The sequence below is a fragment of the Roseomonas indoligenes genome (genome assembly GCF_017813365.1).
Classification (GTDB): domain Bacteria; phylum Pseudomonadota; class Alphaproteobacteria; order Acetobacterales; family Acetobacteraceae; genus Roseomonas; species Roseomonas indoligenes.
Genome location: NZ_JAGIZA010000002.1, coordinates 82,713 through 104,850 on the forward strand (window position 1 = coordinate 82,713; position 22,138 = coordinate 104,850).

Below are 22,138 nucleotides of genomic sequence, written 5' to 3' on the forward strand. Positions count from 1 at the left end.
TACGTCAGTTAAGTTGCCGTTATGAGCGGCCCAGGCGCGGGGTGGCGGTGCGGCGTGCTATCCCACGCGCAGCAGGGTCGGCCCATGCCGCCGCAGCCAGTCCTGCGCGGCCTCCCGGTGCGGGGTCAGGCGGGACACATGGGCCCAGAAGCGGTCGGAATGGTTCAGTTCCCGCAGATGGGCCACCTCATGCGCCACCACGTAGTCCAGCACCCAATCCGGGGCCATCACCAGCCGCCAGGAGAAGGCAAGGGTGCCGTCCGGGGCGCAGCTTCCCCAGCGGGAACGCGTGTCCTTCAGCGTGATGCGGCGGACCTTCACGCCGAGCGTGACCGCATGCCCCGCCGCCAGCACGGCGATCCGGCGCTTCGCCTCCGCCTTCATGAAGTCGCCCACGCGGCGCGTGAGGAAGGCGGCGTCCCCCGCCACCACGATTTCCCCATTCCACAGGATGGCCGGGCCGCGCGCCGTAGGGTCGTGGCGGATGGCATGGGGAATGCCGCCCAGGGGGATACGCTCCCCCTCCCGGAAGGGGATAGCGGGGGAGAGGCTGCTGAGGCGTTCCTTCACCCAGGTCGCATGGGTGTTCAGCAGCGCCATGCCCGCCTTCCGGCCTGAGCGCGGCGGCAGGGTCACCACCACCTCTCCGGCCCGCGGATCGATCCGCAGCGAGACCCGGCGCGCCCGGGCGGAGCGGTTCCAGCGCACCGGCGTCGGTGTCGGGAGAGCCAGCGGGTGGGCGCGGAGGGGAACGCTCTCGGTCTCGTTCTGTTCCATGGACGGGAGAATGGACCCGCGGCGGGGTCCGGTTCAACGGCTTGACAGGGGCGGGGATGATCCCGTGGTGGATGCGGTGCACAAAGGACACGAGAACAGCCCAGTGCCGGTGGATTCAGGAAGGATCGCCTTCGCCCAGGGCCTGCGCGGCCTGGCCGCGCTTTCCGTGCTGCTGAGCCACTACACCCAGTTCTTCTGGGACCGTCGCGGCACGGCCGCCAACTTCCTGGGCCTGCCGAACTGGACGGGCCCGGCCCCGGCCGTGCTGGAGGTCCACCGCTGGCTGCCGGAGGGTTTTGCCGGGCATTTCGGGGTGGCCTTGTTCTTCCTCATCAGCGGCTTCGTCATTCCCTTCTCCCTGCTGGACCGGGGGCGGGGCACCTTCGCCCTGGGAAGGGTGCTACGGATCCTGCCGACCTACGCGGCGGGGCTCTCCGTCACCATGCTGGCGGTCCTGGCCTGTGCCCGGCATTTCGGCCAGCCCGTGCCCTTCGGCGTGGCGCAATGGGCCACCCAGCTCCTCTTCATCCGGGACCTGCTGGGGCTTCCTTCCATCGACGGCATCGTCTGGACGCTGGAGGTGGAGGTGCGGTTCTACCTCCTCTGCCTTCTCCTCGCCCCGGCGCTGCGGGCGGGACGGGTGGCGCCGCTGGTCACGGCCGGGCTCGTCATGCCCGGCACGATCGGGGCGGTCTCCGCGCTGCCCCTGTCAGAAGGCGGGCTGGTGGCGCTGACGGAACTGGCCATCAGCGCGCAGATGATCACCTTCATGCTCGTCGGCACCGTCTTCCACGCCTGGCACCGCGGCACGGAGGCGCGGCGGGCCCTCCTGGCCGCCGGGGCGGTCCTGCTGGCGCTTTTTGCCGCGCAATGGGCCGTGGGCGGGATGCGGGATGCGCTGGTGCCGGGCCTGCTCTCCTACGCGGCGGCGCTGGGCCTCTTCGCGGCCCTCTTTGCCGCGCGGCACCGCATCCGGCGGGTGCCGGGGCCGCTCGATGCGCTCGCCCGGATCAGCTACCCGCTCTACGTCGTGCACGGGGTGGCGGGCTTCGCCGTGATGCGGCTGCTGCTGGAGGCGGGGTGGGGGCCGGGCGCCGCCATCCTCGCCGCCACGGCCCTGGCTTTCCTGGCGGCCTGGCTGCTGCACCGGCTGGTGGAACGCCCGACCCAGCGTGCGGCGCACCGGCTCGGGCGGTAGCGCCGCGCCGCAACGGGGCGGGCCGGGCCACGTTCCCCGAACCATGGACATCCCGCCCCCGATCCAGGAGATCGACGCCGAGGCCGCTGTCCAGAGGCGGATCTGGCTCGCCTCCCGCATTGCCTGGGCGGCCATGGCCGCCGCGCTGCTCCTCGGCGCCGCCGGGCTCTTCGGGGACGGGACGATCGCGGAGGCGGAGGCGAGCGCCCCCGACGCCTCCCTCCACCTGCGCTACGACCGTTTCCAGCGCGCCGACGCCGTGAACCTCTTCACCCTTGTGCTCGACGATCCGGGGGAGGGGGGGGAGGTTGTGCTGTGCTTCGATCGCCCCTTCCTGAAGGAGTGGCGGATCTCGCGCTTCGAGCCGGCCCCCGACCGCGAGGAGGCGCGGGGCGAGGACCTGTGCGGCCATTTCCTGGCGGACCCGGCGGTGCGCCCGGCGGTGCTGCGCCTCTGGGCCGCGCCGCGGACGAGCGGCTTCGGCATGGAAGGCGCCATCTACCGCCCGGGCCGCGCGCCCCTGCCCGTCAGCGCCGCGGTCTGGCCGTGACGGAGACAATCCTCCGCACCGCCCTGGCCTGGCTGGGGCTGGTGGTCCTGATCCGCCTCTCCGGCCGCCGCACCCTCGGCGAGATGAGCCCTGTGGACTTCGTCGTGCTGCTCATCATGGGCGACATGATCCAGCAGAGCCTGCTTGGCGAGGATTTCAGCATGACCAGCGGCTTCGTCGTGGTGGTGACGCTGCTGCTGCTGATTGTCGGCTATGCCGGGGCGAAGTCCCGCTGGCCGCGGCTGGTGCGCGCGGTGGAGGGCGTGCCCACGGTGCTGGTGCGGAACGGCGTGCCGGACGAGGCGCAGATGCGGGCCGCCCGGGTCGGCATGGACGAGGTGATGGAGGCGGCGCGGCGGAACGGCCTGGTGGAACTGCGGGAGGTGCGCTTCGCCGTGCTGGAAACCGGCGGGGAGATCAGCATCATCCCCGCCGCAAAGGGCTGACGCCTCAGCCCGGATGGGCCTTGAACTCGATCTCCACGAAGGAGAACGGCACGGTGCCCTCATTGATCACGTTGTGCTCCACCCCCGGCGGGCGGGTGTAGGAGACGCCGGCGGTGATGCTGGCCTGGCGGGTCGCGCCGCCCGGCTCCTCCAGCGTCATGGTCCCGTCCGTCACGGGCACGACGAGATAGGCCCAGCCATGGCGGTGCCAGCCCGTCTCCGCCCCCGGCGGGAAGTCCCAGCGGGTGACGCGGGCGATGGCGTCATCGGCCTGGACGGTGGCGGTGGCGGGGATGCGGCAGCGGAGCGGTTCGGACATGGATGTCAGCTTGCAAGCCTCAGGCCGCGAGCGCCATGCCGATCTCGGCCAGCCCCGGCAGGGGCAGGGCGCCGGTGGCCGTCCAGGCGGCCCAGGCGCGGTCGCCTTCCTCCGCCGTCAGCGGCGTGTGCGGCGGGCGGATGTGGCGCCAGCCCTCGTCGCCCGTGCTGCGGGCGATGATCTCCCGCAGGCCGGGGATCAGCGGCACGGTGGCGGCCGCGGCGCGGCAGGCGTTCATCATGGCCTGGGCCGCGTCCGCCTCCGGCCCCGTGCGCCGGGAATAGACGGTCTGCGCGAAGCCGCAGCTCAGGTTCGTGGCCGCCGTGATGCAGCCGGCCGCCCCGAGGCCCAGCATCCGCTGGAACAGGCTGTCCCCGCCCGGATAGACCTCGAAGCCGCCCGCGGCGAAGGCGCGGAGATAGGCCTCGGCCTGCGCCGCATCCCCCGTGCTGTCCTTGATGCCGCGCATGGTTCCGGGGAAGGCCTCGATCAGCCGCCCCACCAGATCCACGGAGAGCGGCACGGCCGACTGGGCGGGGAAGTGGTAGAGATAGAAGGCCAGGCCGGGGCCGGTCCGCTCGATCACCTCGGCATAGTAGGCGAAGAGGCCGTCATCGGTCGGGGCCTTGTAGTAGTAGGGCGGCAGCACGAGCACGCCGGGGCAGCCCACCTCCCGCGCGTGGCGGGAGAGCTCCACCGTGTCCCTGATGTTCGGCAGGCCGGTGCCGGGCATCAGCCGCGCCGCGGGGACGCCGGCGCCCACCAGCGCCTCCAGCACGCCGCGCCGTTCGGAAAGGCCGAAGGAGGCCGCTTCCCCCGTGGTGCCGAGCACGCCGAGCCCGTTGCAGCCATGCGAGAGCAGCCACTTCGCGAGCCGGACCGTGCGGGCGTGGTCCGGCGAGAGGTCCGCCTTCACCGCCGTGATCAGCGCCGCGTTCACGCCGGCGTAGAGAGCGCCCGTCATCCCGTCTTCCTCTCCCGTTTCCGTGCCGCGGCCGCCGCGCGCGGCACGCGTCCCTTGCGGGACGCCGCGGGCCAGCGACCCGGCCATTCCACCACATGGTCCTCCAGCGCGCCCGCCTCCCGCTCCGGGATCACGCGGCCGCGCACGGAAATGCCGGCGCGGTGGACGCTGTCCGGATCGCCCGAGACCAGCGGGTGCCACTCCGGCAGGTCCTCGCCGCGGGCGAGGAGGTGGTAGGCGCAGGTGGGCGGCAGCCAGTCCAGCGCAGGCAGCATCTTCGCCTTCAGCTGCACGCAGTCCGGCACGTGGTCCCGCCGGTTCACGTAGTCGCGGCAGCCGCAGCCCTGCGTGTCGAGCATCCGGCAGGCGACGTTGGTGAAGTGGATCTCCTCCGTCTCGTCGTTGCGGATCTTGTGCAGGCAGCAGCGGCCGCAGCCGTCGCACAGGCTTTCCCACTCCGCGCGCGTCATGGCGGAGAGGGACTTGCGCTTCCAGAAGGGGATGGGGTCGGACACGGCGCTCCTCTACACCCCCGGGCGGGCCAACTGGAAGCTTGACCTGCTTCCCGACTCGGCGTGAATCCGGCCGATGCCTTTGGACCTGACCATCCCCGAGCGCACGGCCACCACCTGCCGCGCCGCCATGCGCTTCTGCGCCCGCAACCGCTGGGCGCCCCTGGCCGAGATGCCCATCCCCTGCGGCCGGCGCCTGGACATCATGGCCTTGACCCCCGAGGGCTGCCTCTACGCGATCGAGGTGAAGTCCGGCCCGCGCGACTTCCTCTCCGACAACAAGTGGCACGAGTACCGGGACTGGTGCGACCGGCTCTACTTCGCCGTCGACATCGATTTCCCGCAGGATCTGATCCCGGAGGAGGTGGGGCTCATCGTCTCCGATGGCTTCGATGCGGTGATGGTGCGGGACACGGCCCACAAGGCCCTGGCCGGGGCAAGGCGGAAATCCCTGATGCACCGCTACGCCGTGCTGGCGGCGGGGCGCCTGGCCGCCGCCTGCGATCCGGTGGGGGCACAGGAGATGCGGGCCGCGCTGCTCTGCGAGTAGGATGGGTGTAACATTTCGTCGGGCGGAACCCTCCCCCGCTTCCGCCGTTCTTCCCCGGCGTGCCCCAAGGGGCGCCAACGGGAGAAAGACCAGCCATGTTCCGCCGCCATATTCCCCTCGCCCTCGCGGGCGCCGCACTCATCCCCGCCATGGCCCGCGCGCAGGCCCCCATGGGCAGTGCCAACCCGCAGGCCGGCACCGCGCCGTCCCGCATGGCCGGGATGTCGCCCGACCAGCTGGCCCTGCAGACGCATGAGGCCGGCTCCTTCTCCCTCATGACGGCCCGGATCGGCGTGGAGAAGGCCACGAACCCCGACGTGAAGCGCTTCGCCAACTTCGAGGTGACGGAGCAGGAGGGCGTGGCCCAGGCCATGAAGCTGGCCGGCCACAACTTTCCCGACCATGCCCCGGCCGGCGAGAAGGCGCAGGCGCTGCAGAAGCTGCAGGCGGCCAGCGGCGCCGAGTTCGACCGCATGTTCCTGCAGGTGCAGGAGCAGGGCCATCAGGAGCTGCTGAGCCTGACCACGGCCCTGATGAACAGCACGGCCCCGGCGCCGGACAAGATCACGGCCCTGCTGGCGAACGGCCAGATCAAGGAGCACCTGATCCTGATCGGGCAGATGATGGGCCGCCGCTAAGCCCCTTGCCACGGCGGTCTTCGGGCCGCCGTGGCCCTCCTTCAGAGGGGGACGGCCCCGGGCCGCCGCCTCTGTCAGCCTTTCAGGCCGAGACCCAGCCGCGCCACCGTGGCGTCCGCATCCGGCAGCAGGTCTGCCAGGCGCACGACGCCGCCCCATTCCTGCAGCAGCAGCCCCCCGGGGATCTGGTCCACCCGGTTGTCCGCGCCCTTGACCAGCACGTCCGGGCGCAGGGCCTCGATGAGGGCGAGCGGCGTGTCCTCCTCGAAGAAGGTCACGAGATCCACGGAGGGAAGGGAGGCGAGGACGGCCGCCCGCGTCGCCTCCGCCTGCACCGGGCGGGTGGGGCCCTTCATCCGGCGAACCGCGTCGTCCACATGGACGCCCACCACCAGCCGGTCGCACCAGCGCCGCGCCTGCTCCAGCAGATGGAGGTGGCCGGGATGCAGCAGGTCGAAATGCCCGTCGGTGAAGCCCACGCGCCAGCCGCGGCGGCGCCAGCGCTCCGCCTGCTCGGCCGCGTGCCCGCGGGAGACGATCTTGCGCAGCGCGCCGTGCCGTCCGCCAAGCGCCTCGAGCAGTTCCGTGTCCTGGGCCACCGCCGTGCCGAGCTTGCCGACCACAAGCCCCGCCGCGACGTTCGAGAGCCGCGCCGCGACCGGCATGGGAAGTCCGGCGGCCAGGGCTGCCGCCACCACCGCCACCACCGTGTCCCCGGCGCCGGAGATGTCCGCCACCTCCGCCGCCTCGGCCGGGAAATGGTGCAGCCCGTCGCCGTCCAGCAGCGCCATGCCGTGCTGCCCGCGCGTGACGAGCACGGCGCCGAAGCCGTGGCGGTCCCGCAGGACGCGGGCGGCGGCGACCACCGCGGCCTCCCCGTCCACGTCCATGCCGGTCGCCCGGTGCAGCTCCGCCCGGTTCGGCACGATCAGGTCGGCGCCGGCATACATGGCGAAGTCCTCGCCCTTGGGATCCACCACCACGCGCCGGCCGGCGGCATGGGCGGCGGCGATCAGGCGGGGCGAGACATCCCCCGCCAGCACGCCCTTTCGATAGTCCGAGAGGACCATGACCTTCGTGGCGGCCACCGTATCCTGCGCGATGCGGATCATCCGGTCCGCCAGGCGCGGATGGATGGGCTGCGCCACCTCGTGGTCCGCCCGCAGCAGCTGCTGGCCGGAGGCGATGAAGCGGGTCTTGGTGGTGGTGGCGCGGCCGCCCTGCACCAGCAGCCAGGGCTCCACCCCCGGCTGCCCGCCGATGAGGCCGGTGAGGTCGGAGCCGGCCTGATCGTCCCCCACGACCGAGAGGAAGGCGACGGAGGTGCCGAGCGCGGTGAGGTTCCGCACCACGTTTCCCGCGCCGCCGGGCATGGCCACCTCCCGGTCCACCGCCAGCACGGGCACGGGTGCCTCGGGCGAGATCCGGGAGACGCGGCCGTAGACCGTGCGGTCCAGCATGGCGTCGCCCACCACGAGCACGGAGGCGCGCCGGAGGGCCCGGACGGCCTCCGCCAGGTCGGCAGGGCCCATAGGGGGAGCGGGTGTTTCGGGCACGGGGCCGGTCATCCTTCCCCGCGTAGCCCCTGAATGGTGCGGGTGGCAACCGGGCGTTTCCGCTGGTGACGGAGGGTTAACCCCCTGCCGTGACATTAGGGATGCAGATTCGGGGAGCGCGATGATCGCCGTCACGCATCCGGCCCAAGATGGGTTCTCCCTTCCGCTTCCCGGCCCCGCGCCGGGGGCCTTGCTGTTCCGTCCCGGCCCCGGCCTGGCGCCGGAGGCGCACCGGGTCGCCCGCGCCCTGCTGGAGGACGCGGCGCGCAACCGCGGCGGCCGCGTCTCCTCGGCCGAGGACGGCACCTGGCGGCTGGTGGCCGCGCCGCCGGCGCTGGAGATGGCGCGGCGCGCGCTCTCGGCCGTGCTGAACGGGCGGGATGCGGTGCTGGTGACGGAGGCGCTGGCGGCCCCGGTCCCGGCCGCGCCGGTCCCGGCCGGGACAGGGCCGGAGGCGATCCTTTCCGCCCTGCCGTTGGAAACCCTGATTGAGCGGCGGGATATCCTGGGCTTCGGCCGCGGCGGGGCGCCGCGCCCGGCCGGGATGCGGGTGCGGCCCTCCGCCCCCGCCATCGCGGCCGCGCTCGGGCCGCGATGGGCGGGGGCGCCGTGGCAGGCGCATGGATGGGGCCTGGTCGCCCGCCGCGCCCTGGTCCTGCCGGAACCGGCGGAGGGCCTTCTCCACCTCGACCTGCCGCCGGAGGCGCTGCCGGCCGAGTCCCTCTCCTGGCGCCTGCCCGTCCTGCCGCCCCCCGCGCTTGCCAGCCCGCCGGGCTGCCGCTTCGGCGTGGACGGGCCGTCGCAGGCGGTGCTGGCGCTGCTCGACCCGGCCGCGCTGCCCGGCGCGGCGCTGCACCTGGCCTGGGATCCGGCGCTGACCCTTCTGCCGGCAGGCTTCTGGGGGGCGATCGGACCCGGCCGCGTGGTGTTGGAGGGGGTGACGGACACCGCCGGGCTGGAATGGGGTCTGGCGCGCGGCATCGGGCGCTTTGCTGGGCCCAAGGTGGACGGATTGCTGGCCGCGCTGCGGCGGGCCCGCGGATGAGGGCCGCGCCGGATCCCGGCCCTGGAAGGCCGGCGCTGCGCGCCATCCGGCCTGAGGCGGCGCGCGACGCGGCCGGGCTGGTCGATCCACCGGCGCTGACCGGGCCGGACGGGACCGTGGCGGATCTGGCGGCGCTGGTGCGGCTCTGCCTTGCCTCCGGCTCCGTGCGGGACATCCTCTGGCTCCGGCTCTCCCGCCTGCCGAGGGGGCTGGACCGGCCCCATCACCGCCGCCTGCTGCGGGAGGCGCTGGCCCTGCCACAGCACGCCCGCCGCGCGAGGGTCTTCCACCTGCCGGACGGCGACATGGCCGTGGCCACAGCCCCGCCGGATACGCTGCGTCCCGCCGTGCTGCGCGTACTGGACGGCGCGGTGGAGGAGGCCGCGATCGCGGAGGTGGTGCGCGGCCTGCGCCTGCCGGAGGAGGCGGGCGCGTTGCTGGCGGGGCTGGAGGAGAGCCTCGGCCTCGCCCCACCGACCCCGCCCGCCGGCCCCGCGCTGCCTCCGCTGGAGGCGGAGGCCCTGGCCGCCGTGCTGCCCGCCCTGACGCGGGCCGATCCCGCCCCCTATCTGCGCCGCCAGCCCGTCCTGCGCCTGACGCCGGAGGGAGAGTCCGCCGTGGAGGCGGAATCCATCGCTCCCATGCCCGGGGCGCTGCGGGACCGGCTTCTGCCGGGGCGCGGGCTGGAGGCGGTGCCGGCGCTGGCGGCGCGGCTGCGGCTCGCCCTGGAGCTGCGGATGCTGGCGGGCGTCGCGTGGCCGGAATGGCTGGCCTCGCCCTGGCCGCTGCACCTGTCGCTCTCCGTCGCCTCCCTAACCTCTGAGGCCTTTCTCGCGCTGGATGGGCGGCTGCCAGGGGCGGTGCGGCCGATGCTGACACTGGGGGTGCCCGCGGCGGAGGTGCTGGCGGACCCGGCGGGCTTCGCCCTGGGGCGGGACCTGGCGGCCAGCCGTGGATACGCCCTGGCGTTGGAGGCGCCGGGCGGCCCGGCGCTCGCCCTCCTGCCGCCGGCGCGGATCGGGGCGGGCATGGTGCGGCTCGCCTGGTCCGAGGCGCTGCCGGCCGATCCCGGGCCGGTAGCCACGCTGGCCGGTGCCGGGGTTGCGGTGGTGCTAACGGGGGCGGACCGCAGCGCCGCCATCGCCTGGGGATGGGAGAACGGGATCACCCTGTTCCAGGGGCGTGCCACGGACCGGCATCTGCGTCGCTGACCCTTCCCTGGCGGCGCGGCGCGGCGACCTATATTCCCCTGTCATGCGCGCCGCCCCGGATCCCGACGCCCCCGCCATCGCGGCCGAGGGCCTGACCAAGCGCTACGGCTTGGTGGTGGCGGTGGATTCCCTCAGCTTCACCCTGCCGCGCGGGGCCACCTTCGGGCTGCTCGGCGGCAACGGGGCGGGGAAGAGCACGACCATCGCCATGATGCTGGGGCTGCTGATCCCCAGCGCCGGGCGGGTGCGGGTGCTGGGGCACGACATGGCGCGGGACCGCTTCACGGCGCTGGCGCGGGCCAACTTCTCCTCCCCCTACATCGCCCTGCCGCACCGGCTGAGCGTGGCGGAGAACCTGCGCGTCTACGCCCATCTCTACGACGTGCCGGACGGGGAGGGGCGGATCGCGGAACTGGCCGAGCAGCTGAGCCTCGGCGAGCTGCTGGACCGGCCGGCGGGCGACCTCTCGGCCGGGCAGAAGACGCGGGTGGCCCTGGCCAAGTCCCTCATCAATCGCCCGGACGTGCTGCTGCTGGACGAGCCGACGGCGAGCCTGGACCCGGACACCGCCGATTTCGTCCGAGGCTGGCTGGAGCGCTACCGGGAGGAGAGCGGCTGCGCCATCCTCCTGGCCTCCCACAACATGGCGGAGGTGGAGCGGCTCTGTGGCCATGTCCTCATGCTGAAGAGGGGGCGGCTGGTAGACAGCGGCTCCCCGGCCGACCTGCTGGAGCGCTACGGCCGGGACGATCTGGAGGAGGTGTTCCTGGACATCGCCCGGGATCGGCGGGCGCCGTGAGCGAGGGGATGCGACCGGGCCGGTCCTCCGGCGCCGGGGCCTACGAGCTGCTGCTGGAGGCCATGGAGGCCGGCGCCCTCCCGGCGGGAACGCGGCTGCGGGAAGCGGAGCTGGCGGAGCGCTTCGGCATCAGCCGCACCCCTGTGCGGGAGGCCTTGAAGCGGCTTGAGGCGCAGGGGCTGGTGCTGCACGAGCCACACCACGGCGCGGTGGTGGCGAGCCTGGACTACGGGCAGATGACGGAATTGTACCACATGCGGGAGGTGCTGGAGGGCACCGCCGCCGGACTTGCCGCGACGCATGCGACGGGGACGGAAATGGAGATCCTGCGGGAGATGGTGGAGCGGGACCGGGGACTTCTGGAGGACCCGGCGGCGCTGGCGGCGACCAACCGCGCCTTCCACCGGCAGATTCGCCTCTCCGCCCGGAACCGCTTCCTGAACACGTCCCTGGAGACCATGCGCATCTCCCTCGCGCTGCTGGCGCGGACCACGCTGGCAGCGCCGCGGCGCGGGGCGGAATCCGTGGAGGAGCACGCGGCGATCGTGGACGCGATCGAGGCGCGGGATGCCGCGCGGGCCGAGGAGGCCGCGCGGCGCCACATGCGGAACGCCTTTAAGGCGCGCATCCGGCTGGAGCACGCCGGCAGCGAGGGCTGAACCCCGCTGCCCTGGCGGCGCTCAGGCCTCGACCAGGATCTGGAACCCGCCGAAGATCATCCGCTTCCCATCGAAGGGGGCATTCGCCATGGCCGCCTTCAGGCGGGGGTCGGCCATGACCTTCGCCATGGCGGCGTCCCGGGCCGCGCGGCTTTCATAGGTGATCCAGGAGAGGACGACCGTTTCCTCCTCCGTCGCCATGACAGCGCGGGGGAAGGAGGTGAGGGTGCCGTAGGGCACGTCGTCCGCGACGCACTCCACGTAGGAGAGGGCGCCATGCTCCTTCCAGACCTCGGCACCGAGGCGGGCCAGGGCCTTGTATTCCTCCATCCCCGCCTTCGGCACGGCGAGCACGAAGCTGTCCACGTAGGGCACGGACCGGTCCTCCTGTGTTTCCCCTTCGATGATGAACGTTCTGGCATCTTGCACGGGAGGCTCCGGCACCGCTTCCCTTGTGCGGAACGCAGGATAATCGTATCCCGCCGTATACAGTTCTGGAGGGTGGCGCGAGCGATGCCGGACTTCTCGCGGGTATGGGACGTGCTGGTGATCGGGGGCGGCAACGCGGCCCTCTGCGCCGCCGTGACCGCGCGGCAGGCCGGGTGCTCCGTCCTGCTCATCGAGAGCGCGCCCAAGGCTTTCCGGGGCGGCAATTCCCGCCACACCCGCAACATGCGGACGATGCACCCCGAGCCGACCTCGGTGCTGACCGAGGCCTATCTCGAGGATGAGTACTGGGACGACCTGCTGCGCGTGACGGGCGGGCAGACGGACGAGCACCTGGCGCGGATGACGATCCGGCTGACCACGGACGCGCTGCGCTTCATGGAGGCGAGCGGGGTGCGGTTCCAGCCCTCCCTCTCCGGCACGCTCAGCCTCTCCCGCACCAATGCCTTCTTCCTTGGCGGGGGCAAGGCGCTGGTGAATGCCTATTTCGCGCTGGCCGAGCGCCTGGGGATCGACATCCTCTACGACACCGAGGCGGTGGACCTGAAGATGGATGACGGCTTCGTCCGGGAAGTGGCGATCACGCATCGCGGCTTCCCCGAGACGGTGCGTGCCAAGACGGTGGTGGCCTCCTCCGGCGGTTTCCAGGCCGACCTGGACTGGCTGGAGAAGGGCTGGGGGCCGGCGGCGCGCAACTTCCTCATCCGCGGTACGCCCTACGCGAAGGGCGTGGTGCTGCGGAACCTGCTGGACCAGGGCGTGGCCTCCGTGGGCGATCCCACCCAGTGCCACGCGGTTGCAATCGATGGCCGCGCCCCGAAGTTCGACGGGGGCATCGCGACGCGGCTGGACTGCGTGCCCTTCTCCATCGTGGTGAACAAGGACGGCGAGCGCTTCTACGACGAGGGCGAGGATGTCTGGCCCAAGCGCTACGCCATCTGGGGCCGCCTGGTGGCGCAGCAGCCGGACCAGGTGGGCTACGCCATCATTGATGCCAAGAGCGAGAAGCTGTTCATGCCGAGCGTGTTCCCCGCCATCAAGGCGGACACGGTCGGGGAGCTGGCCGTGAAGCTGGGCCTGGACCCCGCGAAGGTCGAGGCGACGGTCGCCGAGTTCAACGCGGCCTGCGTGCCCGGCGAGTTCAACTCCACCCGCCTGGACGGCTGCCGGACGGAGGGGCTGACCCCACCGAAGACGCACTGGGCGCGTCCGATCACGGAGGCGCCCTTCATCGGCTATCCGCTGCGGCCGGGGATCACCTTCACCTATCTCGGCGTGAAGGTGGACGAGAACGCCCGCGTCCGCATGGACGATGGCAGGCCGAGCGCGAACCTTTTCGCCTCGGGCGAGATCATGGCCGGCTCCATCCTCGGCAAGGGCTACCTGGCCGGCTTCGGGATGGCGATCGGCTCCGTCTTCGGACGGATCGCGGGCAGGGAGGCCGCGAAGAATGCGCGAAACTGAGGCCACCGCCGACGCCCGTCGCGCGCTCGAGGTCTGCAACGCCTGCCGCTACTGCGAGGGCTTCTGCGCCGTCTTCCCCGCGATGACGCTGCGCCGGGAATTCACATCCGGCGACCTGAGCTACCTTGCCAATCTCTGCCACAACTGCCGGGGCTGCTACTACTCCTGCCAGTACGCGCCGCCGCACCCCTGGAACATCAACGTGCCGCAGGTGCTGGCCCAGGTGCGGGCCGAGACCTACGAGGAATACGCCTGGCCGGGCCCGCTGGCCGGGCTATTCAAGCGGAATGGCACCATCGTGTCGCTGGCCATGATCGCGGGGATCGCGCTGGCGCTGATCCTGACCATGGCGCTGGTGGACCCCAGCATCCTCTACACCCCGCAGCAGGGGCCGGGTGCCTTCTACCGCGTGATCCCCTGGTGGCTGATGGTGACGCTGGCCGGCGGCACCTCGCTCTTCGCCGTGCTGGCGCTGGTGATGGGTTTCCGGAACTTCTGGCGCGACACGGGCGGGCGGGCGGACGAGTTGCGGCCGGGGCGTCCGCTGGCCGTCGCGCTGCACGACATCCTCACGCTGAAGAACCTCGGCGGCGGGGGCGGCGGCTGCAACGACGTGGACGAGGGTTTCTCCCAGGTCCGGCGGCGCTTCCACCACTTCATGTTCTACGGCTTTCTGCTCTGCTTCGCCTCAACCACCTCGGCCACCTTCTATGACCACTTCCTCGGGCATGAGGCGCCCTATCCCTTCCTGAGCCTGCCCGTGCAGCTCGGCTTCTGGGGCGGCGTGGGCATGGTGATCGGCACGGCCGGGCTGATCTGGACGAAGATCGTCTCCGATCCCGCGCCCGCCGCGCGCAACCTGCTGGGCTCGGACTACGCCCTGCTGGTCCTGCTGCTGATGGCGGCGGCCACGGGCCTGCTGCTGCTGGGCCTGCGGGACACTGGGGCCATGGGCGTGCTGCTGGCGGTTCACCTGGGCGTGATCTTCACCCTCTTCGCGGTGATTCCCTACTCGAAGATGGTGCACGGCGTTTACCGTTCGGCGGCGCTGTTCCGCCACGCGCTGGAGCGCCGGCCCACGCCGCCGCCTGGGAACAAGCCATCCGACCGGGCGCTCGGCTCGGCCGCGTAAAAGCGCTGGCCCGGCGCGGTTCGGGGGCGGAACATGCCGGAGGCGGCGGATAAGCCGCCCTGGGTGCAGGAGGATCGGTGATGCTGGAAAAATCCAGGAAGACGCTGCGGATCAGTTCCATGCAGGACAAGGTCTCGCCGGCCGAGTGGCAGGCGCGGATCGACTGCGCGGCCTGCTACCGCCTCGTCGCGCATTACGGCATGGCCGACATGATGGCGAACCACATCTCCGTTCGCGTGCCGGGGGAGGAGAGCTTCCTCATCAACCCCTATGGCATGATGTACGAGGAAATGACGGCCTCTGCCCTCATCAAGGTCGATATCGAGGGGAACATCCTGGGCAAGCCGGATTACGGCGACTTCGATTTCGGCATCAACCGCGCGGGCTACGTGATCCACTCCGCGGTGCACCACGCCAAGCCCGAGATCGAGTGCGTGATCCACACCCATACCTGGCCGGGCATGGCGATCTCCTCCCTGGAGTGCGGGCTGCTGCCGATGACGCAGACGGCCATGCGCTTCACCCGGATCAGCTACCACGAGTACGAGGGCGTGGTGTTGAACACGGATGAGCAGGCGCGGCTTCTCGCCAATCTCGGCGACAACAACGCGATGATCCTGCGCAACCACGGGCTGCTGACGGTGGGCCGCACGGTCGGCGAGGCTTTCAACGCGCTGCACCGGCTGGAACTGTCCTGCAAGGCGCAGATCGCGGCCATGTCCTGCAACACGCCGCTGCACCCCGTGCCGCAGAAGGTGCTGGACGAGACCTTCCAGAACTACCAGCCCAACGTGCGGCGCCCCTATGGCGTGATGGAGTGGCCGGCCCTGCTGCGGATGCTGGACCGGCTGGACCCCACCTACGCCGAGTAGGGCGCGTGCTACTCCGGCGATGCGCCGGAGCGGCGGACGACCTCGGCCCAGCGATCGATCTCGGCGCTGATGAAGGTGGCGAACTCGGCGGGGCTGTTGCCCACCGGGTCCGCGCCCTGGTCCACCATCTGCCGCTCGATGTCCGGGCGCTTCAGGATGGAGGCGGCGTCGGCGGAGATCTTCCGCACGAGATCCGGCGGCGTGCCCGCCGGAGCCACCATGCCGAACCAGGAGGAGGCGTCAAAGCCGGGGAAGCCCAGCTCCGCCATGGCTGGCACATCGGGCGCCGAGCGGGAGCGGTGCAGGCTGGAGACGGCCATGGCCCGCAGCTTGCCCGCGCGGATCTGCTCGATCACGCTGGGGATGGTGGCGAACATGAAGTCGATGCGCCCCGTCAGCAGGTCGTTCAGCGCCACCGCGCCGCGATAGGGCACGTGGGTGGTCTGGACGCCGGCCATCTGGTCCATCAGCGCACCCGAGAGGTGGGACGATGTGCCGACGCCGGTGGAGCCGTAGGAGAGGCCGTTGGGCTTGGCCTTCGCCAGCGCCACCAGATCCGCCACGCTGCGGGCCGGAAAGTCCGGTGCGACGACGAGGATGTTCGGCACGCCCGCCAGCAGCGTGACCGCCGCCAGGTCCTTGCGGGAGTCGTAAGGCATGGTCTTGTAGAGCGACATGTTGACCGCGAGCGGGCCCACGGAGGCGACGAGCAACGTGTAGCCGTCCGGCGTGGAACGCGCGACGTATTCCGTGCCGATATTGCCGCCCGCGCCCGGCCGGTTCTCGATCACCACGGGCTGGCCCCAGAGCTCCGACAGGCGCGCGCCGACGAGGCGGGCGATGATGTCCGTGGTGCCGCCCGCAGTGAAGGAGACGACGATGCGCACGGGGCGATCCGGCCATCCCGCCGCACGGGCCGTGCGCAGCGCAGGGATGGTGAGAAGAGGCGCGGCCAGGAGGCCGCGGCGCGTTGCTTTCATGGAGTCCTCCGTTCCGCCGCATCGTGGCGGCGTCTTGCGGGCATCGTGACAAGCACGGGGCCGGCGGCGCAAGACCGGATCACCCGGCGGAAGCGGATGATTTGAAGAAACCCGAGTGGAGGAAACAGATGAGAGAGATGTCGCGTCGTGGCCTTCTGGCCACATCCACCGTTGTGCTGGCGGCGCCCGCGATCGCGCAGCGCGGCTGGCCGGATCGTCCGGTGACGCTGCTGGTGCCCTATGCCGCGGGCGGCTCCAACGACGTGGTGGCGCGGCTGCTGGCGCCGAAACTGCAGGCGGCGCTCGGCCAATCCTTCGTGGTGGAGAACCGCACGGGCGCGGGCGGATCGATCGGCATGGCGGCCGTTGCGCGCGGGGCGTCGGACGGCACGCTGTTCCTCATCTCCTCCGCCAGCAACCACGTGATGTACCCGATCGTCGCGCCCGGCACGGTGCCTGACCCGCGCGAGGCCTTTTCCGGCGTCTCCATGCTGGTGGACGTGCCGCTGGCGCTGACGGTGGCGAACCGGCTGGGCGTGAACGACCTGCGCGGGCTTCTGGCCCTGCTGAAGCGCGAGCCGGGCAAGCACTCCTTCGCCTCCTCCGGCGTCGGCGGGTCGCAGCATCTGGCGGGGGAGCTGTTCAAGATGACGGCGGGCGTGGACATCGACCACGTGCCCTATCGCGGCGGCGGGCCGGCGCTGAACGACCTCGTGGCGGGGCAGGTCTCCATGGCCTTCCTGAACCTGCCCACGGCGCTGCCGCAGGGCGAGGCCGGGACGGTGCGGATCCTGGCGGTGGCGGGGGAGAAGCGGTCCGCCCTGAAGCCGGACATCCCCACGGTGGCGGAATCCGGCGTGCCCGGCTTTGCCGTGCGGTCCTGGACCGCCGCCTTCGCCCCGCGCGCGACCGCGCCGGAGATCGTGGCGCGCTTCAACGCGGCGCTGCGGGAGATCCTGGGCGATGCCGGCGTGAAGGCACGACTGGCGGAACTGGGGACGGAGGCCGAGCCTTCCGCGCCCGATGAGCTGGACCGCTTTGTGCGGGCGGAGTTCGACCTCTGGACGCCCGTGATCCGGGCGGCGAAGGTGACCGCGCAATGATAGCGCGGCGTTGATGGGCGGGGCGGGCAGGGGCCGTGCTATGATTCCAGCCATGCACGATTTCCGCCCTTCCCGCCGCCTGCTCCTCGGTGCCCTGGCCGCTGCCGCGCCGGGCGTCGCCCTTGCCCAGGCGGCCGACCCGCGCGCGGTGGTGGAGCGCTTCCACGCCACGCTGATCGAGATGATGCGCAACGCCGGCCAACTCGGCGTGCGCGGGCGCTACGAGCGGCTGCGCCCGGCCATGGAAGCCACCTTCGACCTGCCGGCCATGACCCGCATCGCGGTTGGCCCGGCCTGGAGCGGGATCGCGCCCGACCAGCAGGCGAAGTTGGTGCAGGCCTTCTCCGACTGGACGACGGCCAACTACGCCAGCCAGTTCAAGGGCTACTCAGGCGAGAGCTTCGCCACCCAGGGCGAGCAGACCCTGCAGAACGGGGACCGGCTGGTGCGGACGGTGCTGAACCGCGTGAGCGACGCGCCGGTGCAGCTGAACTACCTCATGCGGCAGGGAAGCGCGGGGTACCGCGTCGTGGACGTGTACCTGACGGGCACGATCAGCGAGCTTGCCTCCCGCCGCTCCGAGTTCACGGCGCTGCTGCGGGATGGCGGGGCGGAGAGGCTGGTGTCCGACCTGCAGCGCCGCACGGCGACGATGCTGCAGGGATAAGGAGAACCGGGGGCTACTTCGCCCCCGGATCCTCCAGCACGTCGAGCCGGTCACCCACGGCGCCGCTGCGGCCCAGCTCCGCATCGCGGCGCTGCTGCCACACGCTGCGCAGCCGCGCGTAGAAGTCCAGCGAGCCGCTGCGGAGAGCGTCCAGGTTCTCGATATTCTGCTCGCGCAGGTCCACGCCGCCGACCACCGCGCGGGCCACGTTGCCCTCGAAAGGAATGAGGTAGGTGAGCGGGTTGGTGAAGCCGTCCGCCACGAGCCCGACCGTGTCCCGCACGTTGGAAGGGCCGGCGAGGGGAAGCATCACGAAGGGGCCGTCATCCAGCCCCCAGGAGTAAAGGGTCTGGCCGAAGTCGCCGGTGCGGCGGGCGATGCCGAAATCGGTCGCCACGTCGAAGATGCCGCCCAGCCCGACCGTGGAATTGAAGAAGAAGCGCATCGTCGTATGCCCGGCATCCAGGAAGCGGCCCTGGAGGACGTTGTTCACGAAGATCCGCGGCTCCTGGATATTGTCCAGCACGTTGCGGACGCCGGTGCGGATGGGCTCCGGCACCACCGCGCGGTAGCCCTGGGCCACCGGCTTCAGCACGGCGTCGTCCACCGCCAGGTTGGCGTCCAGCACGTCGCGGTTCGTCGCCTCCCAGGGGTCGCCCGGGGTGGCGGAGGCCTGGAGATCGGCGTTCCGGGAGGCGCAGGCGCCTAGGGAGAGGGCGCCCAGGCAGACCAGGACGCGAATCGAGGCTTGAAACATCGTGGAAGCATAGGCGGCGCCGGCCATGGCCGCCCAGCGCCGATTCCAGCACGAGCCTGTGAAATCAGGCGGCCCTAGGAGGCCCCCTCGGGTGGCCGGGCCAGCAGGGCCGGGCGGATGAGAAGGGTGACGAACAGCTCCCACCCCAGGGAGATCATCAGCAGCCGCCCCATGCTGGCGGTGCCGGGATGGGTGGAAAGCCAGAGGGCGCCGAAGGCTGTGGCCGTGGTCAGCGCGCTGAAGACCACCGCCCGCATGAGGCTGGATTGCAGCAGGTGGTGCTCCCCCGAACGCCAGGCGACGACGAAGTAGACGTTGAAGGCCACGCCGATGCCGAACAGCAGGGGCAGGGCGATGATGTTGGCGAAGTTCAGGGGCAGGCCCAGCGCGGCGCAGGTGGCGAGGGTGAGGAGACCGCTGAGCAGCACTGGCAGCATCGTCAGCACCACGTCCCGCACGCGGCGCAGCACCAGGGCCAGCAGGGCGGTGACCGCGACGAAGGAGAGGAGTCCGGCCTGGATAAAGGCGGAGACGACCATGCCGCCCGCCGCCTGGATGGAGATGGGCGGGCCCACCGCCTCCGGCGCCACCGCCAGCACGGCGTCGGAGAAGCGGACGAGGTTGTCGTTGTCGTTGGGGTTGCCGCGCGGATAGGCCTCCACCCGCCAGCGGCCATCGACGGTGCGCCAGTCCGCGACGAGGTCGCGCGGCAGGTCGGCTTCCGTCACCGGCCCCGCGGACAGGAGGGCGCGGATCTGCCCGAGCAGCACGCGGAGCGGGGCGGAGACAGCCTCGTCCGCCGCGGCGCGCCCGTCCGGACTGCCGCCGGCCAGGCGGGCCATGGCATCCGCCAGCCGGCGGGCGGTCACGGCGGAAAGATCCCCCGCGTCCCCCGCCGCGCGGCGCAGGGCCTCCGCGGTGGCGCCGAGGGCGCGGATGCGCGCCGCGTCGTCCGGCGGGGGCAGGGGCTGCACCCCTTCCAGCACGGGGCCGAGGAGGCCGGCGGCGTCCTGCACGAAGGCCAGCTTTTCTTCCTGGCCGGTCGGGATGAACGTGGCGAGGCTGACCGTCCGCAGAACTTCCGGCAGGGCTTCCAGCCGCTTCGCCATCGCCTCCGCCTCCGCCCGGGCGGGAAGGAGGACGCTGATCGTGTTCGGCGTGCGGTCCGCATCGGCCGAGATGTCCCGCAGGGTGACCATGGATTCCGCGCGCGGGTTGCGCAGGTGCAGCGGGTTGAAGTCGAAATGCACGAAGGGCAGCGTCGCCAGGCAGGCCAGGGCCACGGCCGCGGCGCCGATCAGGACGGGCCGGCGCTCCCGCTCCAGCAGGCGCTCCACCGGGGCCAGGGCGGCGTAGCCGAGCTCCGCCCGCCCGCCGGCCGGGGGGCGCAGCAGCACCAGCAGCGCCGGCAGCAGGGTGACGGTGAGCAGGAAGGCGATCCCCATGCCCAGCCCGGCGATGGCGCCCAATTCCGCCACGCCGACATAGGAAGTGGGGAGGAAGGCGAAGAACCCCGCCGCGATGGCGGCCGCGGCCAGGGCCAGCCCGCGCCCGACGCCGCGCCCGGCCTCGGCCAGGGCGTCCCGCAGGTCGGGGTGGTGCAGCCGCTCCGCCAGGGTGCGCATGGAGAGCTGGATGCTGAAATCCACGCCCAGCCCCACGAAAAGGGGGATGAAGGCGACGGAGATGAGGTTGAAGCGCCCGATGGCCAGCAGCCCCACCCCGGCGGTGATGACGAGGCCGATAAGGGTGGTGAGCAGGATGGCCACCATGAAGCGGGCAGAGCGCACGGCGAACCAGACGATGCCCACCAGCGCCAGCACCATCGCGGCGGCCACAACGTCCGCGTCCTCCGCGAGGCTGGCGAATTCCTCGTCCGCGAGGGGAACGGGGCCGGTCAGGCGAACCGTCACGCCATGGGCGGGGTCCAAGCCCAGCCGCGCCGCCGTCTCCCGTAGGGCGCGGCTGCCGGCCTGCCCGGGCTGGAGGGCGGTGTAGTCCATCACCGGCTGCACAAGCACGAACCGGCGGAGTTCCCGCGGGCCGGGCGGGGTTCCCGCAAACAGGGCCCGCCAGGAGAAGAAGGCGGGGCGGCCGGCGAGCACCGACTCGAAGGTCGCGGCCAGGGCGGTGGCGGCGGGCTGGATGTCGGCCAGCCCCGCCTGGCCGCGCGCCACGCCTTCCAGCACGGTGGACAGGGCGCCGGCCACGCCGCGCAGGCTGGGGTCGGCCGCCAGCGGGCCGAGGAAGGGCTGGGCGCGGATCAGGCCCTCCGTATTCGCCTGCACCTCTTCCAGCGGCAGGAGGAGGAGGCCGTTCCGGTCGAAGAAGGGGCCGCCATCGGGGCGGCGGACACTGCGGAAGCGGTCGGGGCTGGTGGAGAGGGCCTCGGCCAGCCGGGCGGCGGCGCTCTCGGCGATTTCGGGCGTGGCGCCGTCCACCACGGCGACGATCAGGTCCTCCTGCCCGGGAAAGGCCTTGTCGTAGGCGATCTCCCGCTGGCGCCAGACAAGGTCGGTGGAGATCAGCTCCGCCGTGTCCGTGGTCATGGCGAAGTGCCGGGCGGCGTAGTGCATGGCGCTCGCGGCCAGGATCAGCCCGAGGAGGAGGACTGCCCAGGGGCGCGCGGCGCTGAGGGCAACGATGCGCCCGGTGAGGGAGGAGCGGGGTGTCACGCCTCCCCCTTAGCGGGGTTGGCCGCCCCAGGAAATCAGGCGGCGTTGAGCTGCGGCAGGATATCGCGCCGTGCGCGGAGGATATCCTCCTCGAAATCGATCTCGACCCAGGGCAGGGCGGTGATGTCATGCGCCTGGAAGCGGGCGGGCTCGGCCAGGATCAGGTCCCGGATCGCCTCCTCGTATTCCAGCTTCGTGTGTTCGGCCGCGACGTGGAAGCGGCAGCGATCGGCCAGGGCGGTGGCGGTCTCGGCGGAGAAGCGGAAGAAGCCTACGGACTCGCCGTGCCGGTCATGCGCGTGCTCCGGAACTTTGCGAAAGTCCACGATGGTGCCATCCCTGAAGCAGATCTTCACGGGCTCGTCGCCCGGCTCGATTTCCCGGTCCAACAGCAGGATGTTCTCACCGGGCGCGTCGAGCAGGGCACCGATCATGCGGGAGTCGTAGAGCACGTCCCCGTCCATGAGCAGCACGGGGTTGCCCGCGCGCAGCACCGCGTCCTGCACCGCGAGAGAGACGAGGCTGCCCTGCCTGAAATGGGGGTTCTCGATGAAGGAGACACGGTCCGCCCAGCCGATCCGGGCCACCTCCGCCTCGATCAGCCCGTGCTCGTATCCGACGGTCATGCTGACCTGGCGGATGCCGTTCGCCGCCAGCGCGTCCAGATGGCGGTGGAGGAGGGTGCGGCCGCCGAACTCCAGCAGGATCTTTGGCCCGTCATGCGCCGTGCCGAGCCGGCGCCCTACCCCCGCAGCCAGGATGATCGCGGTCGGGGCGGGAGCATGGACGTGCAAGACAGGGTTCCCGATAGGCGGCC

The 22,138-nt window shown here is 71.9% G+C and carries 24 protein-coding genes; 14 read left to right on the forward strand and 10 right to left on the reverse strand.

The window, feature by feature from the left end; genetic code table 11:
• Positions 1-57 precede the first annotated feature (57 nt).
• Complete coding sequence (locus J5Y10_RS02785) at positions 58-777, reverse strand: M48 family metallopeptidase (protein WP_209370490.1); 720 nt, start codon at positions 775-777, stop codon at positions 58-60.
• Between the two features lie 103 nt (positions 778-880).
• On the opposite strand from J5Y10_RS02785, the gene J5Y10_RS02790 reads away from it, so the two are divergent.
• The 3 genes from J5Y10_RS02790 to J5Y10_RS28685 are packed head-to-tail and all read left to right on the forward strand — an operon-like array spanning position 881 to position 2,971.
• Entirely contained in the window at positions 881-1,975 is a 1,095-nt protein-coding gene (locus J5Y10_RS02790; protein WP_209370491.1) for an acyltransferase family protein, read from the forward strand.
• Between the two features lie 43 nt (positions 1,976-2,018).
• The gene (locus J5Y10_RS02795; RefSeq protein WP_209370493.1) at positions 2,019-2,525 is read left to right on the forward strand and encodes a hypothetical protein; all 507 of its coding nucleotides are present in this window, start codon (positions 2,019-2,021) and stop codon (positions 2,523-2,525) included.
• Positions 2,522-2,971 (forward strand): DUF421 domain-containing protein, encoded by a 450-nt coding sequence (locus J5Y10_RS28685; RefSeq protein WP_209370495.1) that lies wholly within the window; start codon positions 2,522-2,524, stop codon positions 2,969-2,971. The genes J5Y10_RS02795 and J5Y10_RS28685 overlap by 4 nt, the downstream gene beginning before the upstream one ends.
• A gap of 4 nt (positions 2,972-2,975) precedes the next feature.
• Here the strand turns inward: J5Y10_RS28685 and J5Y10_RS02805 are convergent, their stop codons facing one another.
• Genes J5Y10_RS02805 through J5Y10_RS02815 form a run of 3 tightly spaced genes read right to left on the reverse strand, consistent with a single transcriptional unit; the run spans position 2,976 to position 4,769 of the window.
• The gene (locus tag J5Y10_RS02805) at positions 2,976-3,290 is read right to left on the reverse strand and encodes a cupin domain-containing protein (protein WP_209370497.1); all 315 of its coding nucleotides are present in this window, start codon (positions 3,288-3,290) and stop codon (positions 2,976-2,978) included.
• A gap of 19 nt (positions 3,291-3,309) precedes the next feature.
• Positions 3,310-4,254 (reverse strand): dihydrodipicolinate synthase family protein, encoded by a 945-nt coding sequence (locus tag J5Y10_RS02810; protein WP_209370498.1) that lies wholly within the window; start codon positions 4,252-4,254, stop codon positions 3,310-3,312.
• Positions 4,251-4,769, reverse strand: a complete 519-nt coding sequence (locus tag J5Y10_RS02815; protein ID WP_209370500.1) for a YcgN family cysteine cluster protein — start codon at positions 4,767-4,769, stop codon at positions 4,251-4,253. The genes J5Y10_RS02810 and J5Y10_RS02815 overlap by 4 nt, the downstream gene beginning before the upstream one ends.
• 73 nt (positions 4,770-4,842) lie before the next feature.
• Between J5Y10_RS02815 and J5Y10_RS02820 the strand changes: the two genes are divergently transcribed.
• Positions 4,843-5,316, forward strand: coding sequence for an MmcB family DNA repair protein (locus J5Y10_RS02820; protein ID WP_209370502.1), 474 nt, complete (start codon positions 4,843-4,845; stop codon positions 5,314-5,316).
• Positions 5,317-5,411: 95 nt separating this feature from the next.
• Positions 5,412-5,954 carry a DUF4142 domain-containing protein gene (locus tag J5Y10_RS02825; protein ID WP_209370504.1) on the forward strand — a complete coding sequence of 181 codons (543 nt, stop codon included), beginning with the start codon at positions 5,412-5,414 and terminating at the stop codon, positions 5,952-5,954.
• Positions 5,955-6,028: 74 nt separating this feature from the next.
• Here J5Y10_RS02825 and J5Y10_RS02830 read toward each other — a convergent pair whose 3' ends face one another.
• A complete protein-coding gene (locus tag J5Y10_RS02830) occupies positions 6,029-7,486 on the reverse strand; it encodes a PfkB family carbohydrate kinase (RefSeq protein WP_245214305.1) in 1,458 nt (485 codons plus the stop codon).
• 145 nt (positions 7,487-7,631) lie between these two features.
• On the opposite strand from J5Y10_RS02830, the gene J5Y10_RS02835 reads away from it, so the two are divergent.
• The 4 genes from J5Y10_RS02835 to J5Y10_RS02850 are packed head-to-tail and all read left to right on the forward strand — an operon-like array spanning position 7,632 to position 11,224.
• Complete coding sequence (locus tag J5Y10_RS02835) at positions 7,632-8,555, forward strand: hypothetical protein (RefSeq protein ID WP_209370507.1); 924 nt, start codon at positions 7,632-7,634, stop codon at positions 8,553-8,555.
• Positions 8,552-9,766: a hypothetical protein gene (locus J5Y10_RS28315; RefSeq protein ID WP_209370509.1), complete on the forward strand. Its 1,215-nt coding sequence runs from the start codon at positions 8,552-8,554 to the stop codon at positions 9,764-9,766. The genes J5Y10_RS02835 and J5Y10_RS28315 overlap by 4 nt, the downstream gene beginning before the upstream one ends.
• A 43-nt stretch (positions 9,767-9,809) precedes the next feature.
• Positions 9,810-10,565, forward strand: coding sequence for an ABC transporter ATP-binding protein (locus tag J5Y10_RS02845; RefSeq protein ID WP_209370511.1), 756 nt, complete (start codon positions 9,810-9,812; stop codon positions 10,563-10,565).
• Positions 10,562-11,224 carry a GntR family transcriptional regulator gene (locus tag J5Y10_RS02850; RefSeq protein WP_342452819.1) on the forward strand — a complete coding sequence of 221 codons (663 nt, stop codon included), beginning with the start codon at positions 10,562-10,564 and terminating at the stop codon, positions 11,222-11,224. The genes J5Y10_RS02845 and J5Y10_RS02850 overlap by 4 nt, the downstream gene beginning before the upstream one ends.
• Positions 11,225-11,245: 21 nt before the next feature.
• On the opposite strand, the gene J5Y10_RS28690 is transcribed toward J5Y10_RS02850, so the two are convergent.
• A complete protein-coding gene (locus tag J5Y10_RS28690; protein WP_342452820.1) occupies positions 11,246-11,599 on the reverse strand; it encodes a DUF1428 domain-containing protein in 354 nt (117 codons plus the stop codon).
• Positions 11,600-11,737: 138 nt separating this feature from the next.
• Here J5Y10_RS28690 and tcuA point away from each other — a divergent pair, with 138 nt between their 5' ends.
• The 3 genes from tcuA (at position 11,738) to J5Y10_RS02870 (ending at position 15,139) form a co-directional block, all read left to right on the forward strand.
• A complete protein-coding gene (gene tcuA / locus J5Y10_RS02860) occupies positions 11,738-13,135 on the forward strand; it encodes an FAD-dependent tricarballylate dehydrogenase TcuA (protein ID WP_209370513.1) in 1,398 nt (465 codons plus the stop codon).
• A complete protein-coding gene (tcuB, locus tag J5Y10_RS02865; protein WP_209370515.1) occupies positions 13,122-14,267 on the forward strand; it encodes a tricarballylate utilization 4Fe-4S protein TcuB in 1,146 nt (381 codons plus the stop codon). The genes tcuA and tcuB overlap by 14 nt, the downstream gene beginning before the upstream one ends.
• A gap of 80 nt (positions 14,268-14,347) precedes the next feature.
• Complete coding sequence (locus J5Y10_RS02870) at positions 14,348-15,139, forward strand: class II aldolase/adducin family protein (RefSeq protein WP_245214264.1); 792 nt, start codon at positions 14,348-14,350, stop codon at positions 15,137-15,139.
• Between the two features lie 8 nt (positions 15,140-15,147).
• Here the strand turns inward: J5Y10_RS02870 and J5Y10_RS02875 are convergent, their stop codons facing one another.
• Positions 15,148-16,119: a Bug family tripartite tricarboxylate transporter substrate binding protein gene (locus J5Y10_RS02875; protein WP_209370516.1), complete on the reverse strand. Its 972-nt coding sequence runs from the start codon at positions 16,117-16,119 to the stop codon at positions 15,148-15,150.
• Positions 16,120-16,256: 137 nt separating this feature from the next.
• Between J5Y10_RS02875 and J5Y10_RS02880 the strand changes: the two genes are divergently transcribed.
• Together J5Y10_RS02880 and J5Y10_RS02885 are read left to right on the forward strand one after the other, a co-directional pair.
• Positions 16,257-17,222 carry a Bug family tripartite tricarboxylate transporter substrate binding protein gene (locus tag J5Y10_RS02880; protein WP_209370518.1) on the forward strand — a complete coding sequence of 322 codons (966 nt, stop codon included), beginning with the start codon at positions 16,257-16,259 and terminating at the stop codon, positions 17,220-17,222.
• Between the two features lie 52 nt (positions 17,223-17,274).
• A complete protein-coding gene (locus J5Y10_RS02885) occupies positions 17,275-17,889 on the forward strand; it encodes an ABC transporter substrate-binding protein (protein ID WP_209370520.1) in 615 nt (204 codons plus the stop codon).
• A gap of 13 nt (positions 17,890-17,902) precedes the next feature.
• Here J5Y10_RS02885 and J5Y10_RS02890 read toward each other — a convergent pair whose 3' ends face one another.
• The 3 genes from J5Y10_RS02890 to J5Y10_RS02900 form a co-directional block, all read right to left on the reverse strand.
• Entirely contained in the window at positions 17,903-18,646 is a 744-nt protein-coding gene (locus tag J5Y10_RS02890) for an MlaA family lipoprotein (protein ID WP_209370521.1), read from the reverse strand.
• Positions 18,647-18,720: 74 nt separating this feature from the next.
• A complete protein-coding gene (gene hpnN, locus J5Y10_RS02895) occupies positions 18,721-21,321 on the reverse strand; it encodes a hopanoid transporter HpnN (RefSeq protein ID WP_209370523.1) in 2,601 nt (866 codons plus the stop codon).
• A 35-nt stretch (positions 21,322-21,356) separates the two neighbouring features.
• Positions 21,357-22,115, reverse strand: a complete 759-nt coding sequence (locus J5Y10_RS02900) for a phosphocholine cytidylyltransferase family protein (protein WP_209370525.1) — start codon at positions 22,113-22,115, stop codon at positions 21,357-21,359.
• Positions 22,116-22,138: the final 23 nt, after the last annotated feature.

Bases quoted from the DNA above. Each gene is read 5' to 3' on its own strand.
- J5Y10_RS02820 (WP_209370502.1), top strand. From the start codon at position 4,843: ATGCCTTTGGACCTGACCATCCCCGAGCGCACGGCCACCACCTGCCGC.
- J5Y10_RS02785 (WP_209370490.1), bottom strand. From the start codon at position 777: ATGGAACAGAACGAGACCGAGAGCGTTCCCCTCCGCGCCCACCCGCTG.
- J5Y10_RS02810 (WP_209370498.1), bottom strand. From the start codon at position 4,254: ATGACGGGCGCTCTCTACGCCGGCGTGAACGCGGCGCTGATCACGGCG.
- J5Y10_RS02875 (WP_209370516.1), bottom strand. From the start codon at position 16,119: ATGAAAGCAACGCGCCGCGGCCTCCTGGCCGCGCCTCTTCTCACCATC.
- J5Y10_RS02825 (WP_209370504.1), top strand. From the start codon at position 5,412: ATGTTCCGCCGCCATATTCCCCTCGCCCTCGCGGGCGCCGCACTCATC.
- J5Y10_RS02870 (WP_245214264.1), top strand. From the start codon at position 14,348: ATGCTGGAAAAATCCAGGAAGACGCTGCGGATCAGTTCCATGCAGGAC.
- J5Y10_RS28315 (WP_209370509.1), top strand. From the start codon at position 8,552: ATGAGGGCCGCGCCGGATCCCGGCCCTGGAAGGCCGGCGCTGCGCGCC.
- tcuA (WP_209370513.1), top strand. From the start codon at position 11,738: ATGCCGGACTTCTCGCGGGTATGGGACGTGCTGGTGATCGGGGGCGGC.
- J5Y10_RS02880 (WP_209370518.1), top strand. From the start codon at position 16,257: ATGTCGCGTCGTGGCCTTCTGGCCACATCCACCGTTGTGCTGGCGGCG.
- J5Y10_RS02835 (WP_209370507.1), top strand. From the start codon at position 7,632: ATGATCGCCGTCACGCATCCGGCCCAAGATGGGTTCTCCCTTCCGCTT.
- J5Y10_RS02845 (WP_209370511.1), top strand. From the start codon at position 9,810: ATGCGCGCCGCCCCGGATCCCGACGCCCCCGCCATCGCGGCCGAGGGC.
- J5Y10_RS02885 (WP_209370520.1), top strand. From the start codon at position 17,275: ATGCACGATTTCCGCCCTTCCCGCCGCCTGCTCCTCGGTGCCCTGGCC.
- tcuB (WP_209370515.1), top strand. From the start codon at position 13,122: ATGCGCGAAACTGAGGCCACCGCCGACGCCCGTCGCGCGCTCGAGGTC.
- J5Y10_RS02830 (WP_245214305.1), bottom strand. From the start codon at position 7,486: ATGGGCCCTGCCGACCTGGCGGAGGCCGTCCGGGCCCTCCGGCGCGCC.
- J5Y10_RS02795 (WP_209370493.1), top strand. From the start codon at position 2,019: ATGGACATCCCGCCCCCGATCCAGGAGATCGACGCCGAGGCCGCTGTC.
- J5Y10_RS02890 (WP_209370521.1), bottom strand. From the start codon at position 18,646: ATGTTTCAAGCCTCGATTCGCGTCCTGGTCTGCCTGGGCGCCCTCTCC.
- J5Y10_RS02805 (WP_209370497.1), bottom strand. From the start codon at position 3,290: ATGTCCGAACCGCTCCGCTGCCGCATCCCCGCCACCGCCACCGTCCAG.